The sequence below is a fragment of the Hydrocoleum sp. CS-953 genome (assembly GCF_002260545.1).
Taxonomy (GTDB): domain Bacteria; phylum Cyanobacteriota; class Cyanobacteriia; order Cyanobacteriales; family Microcoleaceae; genus Trichodesmium.
Map to the genome: position 1 here is coordinate 1 of NZ_LGSU01000957.1, position 5,687 is coordinate 5,687.

The window sequence follows — 5,687 nt, forward strand, 5'->3', positions numbered from 1 at the left end:
TTTTAAGGCTCGTTCAATATTTAGCATTCTTCTGGCCAATTTCTGCTTGAACCATTTTACCTTATTTCCCAACAACTCTAATAAGTATTCAACCGGATTTTATATTACTCCTCTTCATCAAAGATTGGCGGCCAAAGCTCGGAAATCGATATCTCCCAACCTGGGAAGAGTTCTGGAACAGTCAAAATGTCATCGCCAGTAAGTTCTACTGTATCTCCTGTAGGGCGATAAATTTCTACTGTTTCTTCGTCGGGGTCGATTAAAATTCCTACTTGCACTCCCAGTTCGATGTATTTCCTAACTTTCTCTTGCAGTTTAGGGATACGGTCGCTTTGGGATTTGATTTCTACTGCTAAGTCTGGAACCATTTCTGCAAAGTAGCGGATGCTTCGGGGTAAGCGTTCTGCTTTTACGAAAGAGACATCTGGTGCTTTGAGGTTGCTATCGGGTAGAATAAAACCTCCTGCGGAGTCGAACACCCGCCCCAGGCGACGGGGGTAAACCCAGTTTCCTAGCAAACGACTAAACAGAATGCCTACTTCGCTCGATACAATGTCTGATGGTCCCATGACTGATATTTTTCCACTTTCTAGTTCAAATTGATAGTCAAAACCCGCTTCTTTAGTTAGGGTTTGCAGTATTTCTAGGTCTTTGACTGTTACGTTGGACATATTTCTCCTATTGTATATAGGTTTGTGGCTATTCTAACATATTTTTTGGTAGTGGGTTTCGATGGTGGCAGTGGCGATCGCGCAGCGTTACGGATAAATATGATGTAGGGGCGATTTCCTAACTAACAGGACTAAAGCCATGTGAACCCAGAAACCCGGTTTGTCGTAGACATCTATTGCTCAAAACAACGATTTATCCTAGAAACCGGGTTTCTTTGCGTAATTCCTAACTAAATTAAAATCAGTTGTGTTATAATTTTTTATTGTTAATCTAATTCTATTCCTAATGGTTTCATCCAAATTACTATAACTGGAAAATGCAATTAATAACTTATCTATGGAGGAGAAAATATGGTTATTAGAAAAAATCGTTGTTCAAATGCGAAAATCAACAGAAACTTCTAATTTTAAACAACAACTAAATTTAGAATCAGGCAATCTAAATGCCAATTCTGAGGACGATCCTTTGATTGGTTTATTTGCTGGTTCCCCAGATTTAGCTACTAATTATGAGGAGATTTTACAACAAGAAATTTAAGGATAGATCGGGATAGACTTACCAATAAATGTCTAGGTAGGAGCGATCGCCTCTGGAATAAGTATTTTTTCTGCTGTTAACTGCTATAATATTAATTAGTTATTTTATCAACTCACAAATGCACGTCATTAGCTATCGACGTTTAAGGGAATATGCTGGCAAACATAAGGATTGTAATGAACCTTTGGATAACTGGTATAAAGTTGCCAGTAAGGCTAATTGGTCAAATTTAATTGAGGTGCAATCTGTTTTTCCCACCGCTGAAGCTGTTGGTAATTTTACAGTTTTTAATATTAAGGGGAATAGATATCGCTTAATTGTTAGTATAGATTACCAAAGGCAATTAATTTACATTAAATACATTTTTACCCATGCAGAATATGACAAGGAATCTTGGAAAAATGCCCCCTACTTTTAGCTCGCAAAAATATAGCGATTTATTGGTAAAATACCAGCCGAAACTAATTAAAACAGAGGATGAAAATGAACGAGCGCTCGCAGTTGTAGAGGAGTTGATGCACGTTCAAAATCGCACTCCAGAAGAGGATACTCTTTATGAGTTATTGATTGTTTTAATTGAGAAATTTGAGGAAGATTTTTATCGTCCCGGTGCCTCATGTTCTCCTCATTCAATGTTACTATTTTTAATGGAACAACAAAACGTAAAACCTGAAGATTTGGTGGGGGTTGTTGGTTCGGAGGATATGGTGTTTGAGTTGGTTAATGGTAGCCGTGAGATTGGCAACGAATTGGCTGAAGTTTTGGGGTATGTTTTTAAGGTTGATTCTAGTTTATTTGGGCGATAATTAATAGGAGCAATCGCCCTATTATCAAAAAAATAATGAATAAATATGTAGGGGCATCTATGCGAATCGCCCCTACATTAGGGAATGGTTGGGAGGCGATCGCTTCAAGGGCAGAAATTGAAAACTCAAAAAATCTGAGCGATCGCTTGACTAATAACCAAAAATCTACTCGGTAGAAGGATTCAATTTGTTTGATATTTGGCCAAATTTCAGCTTCCTCGGTTTGGGTCTTCTAATGAATAAATATCATGTAGAGGCGATTCGCGAATCGCCTCTACATTGAGAAATGGTTCGGTGGCGATCGCCGTTTTGGGAAGATTGAGAATTGTGGAAAGGCGATCGCAAGATTTACAAGAATTGATGATTGTTAATATTGGTGCGTTACGGCGGACAATTTTTATGGCTTCGTTCGTCCCATAAGTCTTGACCGCCTAACGCACCCTACTGCTACTACTGAAATTATTTAGGATTCGTCCAGTAAATACGCGAACCGTAACTACTAGAGCTAGGAATGTTAATCCAGTCAGAATGCTCTTTTACCCTGCTATTAACTCCTTTGTTGTCACCGTTTGAATCCATAATCCTGACTTGTCGTTGTCCGTTGGATAACCGACGAGATTCCATGACAATTCCAACGTGCCCGTACCGCACTCCACCAACAACTCCAATGTCGGGAAAAGAAATAACTGCACCCCGTTTGGGCAAACCCGAGCTTGTTGCAGAACTAAATTTATGAGGTAGCATTTCAGAAACAACACGAGCAGTATCTTTGCCGTGTCCAAAAGCGCGAGGAATAGAACGTTGGTTAGCAGGCAAGAAAACCTTTTGAATTTATCGGGCAATCAAACTGACACATTGACCTCGCAAGTTGTATTTACCATCTAGACGAGTAATTCCAACCTCGCCTTTAGCCGAAGCATAGAACGCTTCTGGATTACCATACATCTCATCCCCAGGCTTAGGATTCGCACCGCCACCATCTGGCAAATTCAGCTTCCACAAATGGAAATTGTTCCCTCGTATTGGATTAGGATACATATAAATTTGATTGCCATTAGCACCACCTGAATCCAAGGCACGCCCCGTAGCTTTATTGACCACCAAATAAGCATCACCCACTTTTGTGATTTTCCAGAGATGGTAAGGATTATTTTTGTTAGGATTGGGGTGAAGGTAAGGTAGCTTTCCACCATTTCCGCCAGCATCTAAAGCTTTCCCTGTCGCCTTGTTGATCATCATGTAGTAATCGCCAACTTTCTCAAAACCCCACAGATGAAAATTATTCCCGGAACTAGGTGATGGATGTGGATAAACTGAATTATTTTGACCACCTGCATCTAGTGCTTTGTTTGTTGCCTTGCTAGTGATAGTTGAGAACTGTAAACCAGCAATGCTCTTGTTGCCTTCTTTGACATAAGCGGCAGCAACATAACCAGTAGTATTTCCTACCTTGACTTTATACCAATCGCTGCGACCATTGTAAGAACCACCAGAAACCTTTTGTAAAATGGTCAAATTAGTTCCATTAGCCAACCTACTGATTCTCGATCCACTTAAAGAAGGGCTAGTACGGAAATTTAGCCCGAAAGAAGAGTCAACATAACCAGGCTTGCTAATAGATGGGTTTCGCTTATTAAGCCAATCTGATGATGCCGATCGCGTTTTAGTCCTACCGTTATCGGTTCCTGTAGCAAATAACGCCTTGCCATTCGAGGAATAAACTACAAGATTACCATCACCTTGAATAGCAAAGTTTGCACCAGGATTGCCTCCAGTATCAGTTGACCAAATTGGCTTACCACGACTGTAGAGGACAACATTGCCATCCCTTTGAACTGCAAACAGATCGGCATTTGTCTTCTCCGTTCCCGTTGCCCAAAGTACCTTTCCTTGGGGACTGTACAATACTAAGTTTCCATCTGTCTGAAACTTAAATTTATAACCTGTAGACGTAATCCATTCTTGACCTCGCCGGAACTCTAAATTAGTGCCTTCGGGCTTAAGATTGAAAGAGGTTGGTTTTGGATTACTAGAAGACTTAACATCAACATAGTAAGCTGCCACATAGCCAGTTTTACCGTTGACTTCAACCTGATACCAATCATTGCGAGAACCAGTAGGAGGGTTATAAGTTCTACCCGTAACAGATTTCAAAATCTTGAGTGGTGTTCCTTTGGGCAACCTGCCAATAATACTTGCACCAACAAAAGAATCAGAACGTAAATTTAAAGGAAATGAACCAACCTTAGAATTTACAACACCTGATGTAGAGGATGGAGTGGGTTGAGGTGTGGTGGGATTGCTTAGGGGAGTAGAACCTGTTACTTTACCCGTGAAGAATTTTTCAATTCCACGCCCTACAGCACTAGCGGCTTTTTCAACATTAGCACGGCTCATCCCTGGAGCGTCCATAAACAAAGATTCCACCAAAACCGCAGGAACACTGGTAGGAGCATTACGCAAAACTGAGAAATTTGCTTTCTTTGTACCTCGGTCGGGAATAATACTATCAGGGAAGATAGCATCTAACTCACTGTTAATTGCTTGAGCAAGTTGAGCATCTTTAGCGGGGGCGTTTGGATGAGAAAAAACTTCATGTCCTTGGACATTTTTGTTAAAAGCATTTTGGTGCAGCGAAACAAAAATATCATATCCCGCAGCTCGTTGACCGATTTGTGCCAAAGATAAGGGTTCATCTAAGACCTTAACTTCTGCACCTAACTGTCGTAAATGATTGGCAATCAAATTTGCCTGATGTAAGTTTTCAGCAGCTTCTGTTGTACCGTTAGCAACTGCACCAGGGTCGAATCCTGTATTAGTAACTCCATGACCAGGATCGAGAATAATTTTCTTGCCAACTAAGGTTTGTACACTCTGAGTTGGTATGACGTTCCGCGCAGCATTAAGAGAAATTCCGGTTCCTTGTTGTGGTGCTTTTGACTTGAGAGTTTGATTAGCATTGCTGTAGGACTTCTCAAACATCTCTTTGAGGAAGTTTAACCACGAAGAACTCTGTAAATTTTCAAAAGGCTTCAAGAAATTATTCAGGGCAGCTTGTTTAACAGCATCAGGACTAGGTTGTGGTTGCGGCTGAGGTTGCGGTTGGGGATTAGGGTCATTTCCTGGTAAATAAATGGCTTGACCTATAGATAATCGCGCTGCCTCTGCACTTGTAAATGGCGTTTTTCCTCCTGGGTCTTTAGTAATTTCTGTCCAACGAGCTCCATTACCTAGCTCCCGTTGTGCAATTCCCCACAAGGTATCCCCTGCATTCATTTCGTAACGGTAACGAACCGCACGTTCCATCGGAGTAACTTTTCCTTCTCCACTCCAAGTGGTCGGAACAACTTGTAAATCCGGGTTATATTCCTCCGGTGTTGTCGTCTTGGCTAAATCAATCGCCGATGGAATATTCAATAACCCCGCACCTGTTTCCCCATCCCATCCAGGGGTGTTCAAGTCAGTCGCCGTATTTTTGAGAATATCAATGACCTGACGATAATTCAATTCAGGATTTGCAGCCCAAACTTGAGAAATAGCACCTGTTACTTTAGCGGTGGCAACAGAAGTCCCATTCATGGCCCCCAGACCATCGCCAACAGTGGACAACACTGGATTCTCTAACGTTCCGCTATCGGCGACAATATCTAAACCATCACCATAACTAGAATA

The 5,687-nt window shown here is 41.2% G+C and carries 8 protein-coding genes; 5 read left to right on the forward strand and 3 right to left on the reverse strand.

The features are described 5' to 3' along the window. Positions 1–104 precede the first annotated feature (104 nt). Positions 105–671 carry a Uma2 family endonuclease gene (locus AFK68_RS13295; RefSeq protein ID WP_094673226.1) on the reverse strand — a complete coding sequence of 189 codons (567 nt, stop codon included), beginning with the start codon at positions 669–671 and terminating at the stop codon, positions 105–107. A 337-nt stretch (positions 672–1,008) separates the two neighbouring features. Here AFK68_RS13295 and AFK68_RS36735 point away from each other — a divergent pair, with 337 nt between their 5' ends. From AFK68_RS36735 to AFK68_RS36745, 5 genes are all read left to right on the forward strand, one after another. Beyond that, the gene (locus tag AFK68_RS36735; RefSeq protein WP_094673227.1) at positions 1,009–1,209 is read left to right on the forward strand and encodes a hypothetical protein; all 201 of its coding nucleotides are present in this window, start codon (positions 1,009–1,011) and stop codon (positions 1,207–1,209) included. 118 nt (positions 1,210–1,327) lie between these two features. Next, positions 1,328–1,627, forward strand: coding sequence for a type II toxin-antitoxin system HigB family toxin (locus AFK68_RS13305; RefSeq protein WP_094673228.1), 300 nt, complete (start codon positions 1,328–1,330; stop codon positions 1,625–1,627). Beyond that, complete coding sequence (locus AFK68_RS13310) at positions 1,590–2,015, forward strand: type II toxin-antitoxin system HigA family antitoxin (RefSeq protein WP_246844163.1); 426 nt, start codon at positions 1,590–1,592, stop codon at positions 2,013–2,015. Before AFK68_RS13305 ends, AFK68_RS13310 begins: the two co-directional genes overlap by 38 nt. Positions 2,016–2,050: 35 nt before the next feature. After that, the gene (locus AFK68_RS36740; protein ID WP_168186450.1) at positions 2,051–2,191 is read left to right on the forward strand and encodes a hypothetical protein; all 141 of its coding nucleotides are present in this window, start codon (positions 2,051–2,053) and stop codon (positions 2,189–2,191) included. 103 nt (positions 2,192–2,294) lie between these two features. Then, the gene (locus tag AFK68_RS36745) at positions 2,295–2,435 is read left to right on the forward strand and encodes a hypothetical protein (protein ID WP_168186451.1); all 141 of its coding nucleotides are present in this window, start codon (positions 2,295–2,297) and stop codon (positions 2,433–2,435) included. A gap of 39 nt (positions 2,436–2,474) precedes the next feature. On the opposite strand, the gene AFK68_RS13315 is transcribed toward AFK68_RS36745, so the two are convergent. Both AFK68_RS13315 and AFK68_RS13320 read right to left on the reverse strand, forming a co-directional pair. Continuing rightward, positions 2,475–2,831, reverse strand: coding sequence for a CHAP domain-containing protein (locus AFK68_RS13315; protein ID WP_094673230.1), 357 nt, complete (start codon positions 2,829–2,831; stop codon positions 2,475–2,477). A gap of 15 nt (positions 2,832–2,846) precedes the next feature. Next, positions 2,847–5,687: N-acetylmuramoyl-L-alanine amidase (locus tag AFK68_RS13320; protein WP_168186452.1), on the reverse strand; the 2,841-nt coding region annotated here is incomplete at its 5' end.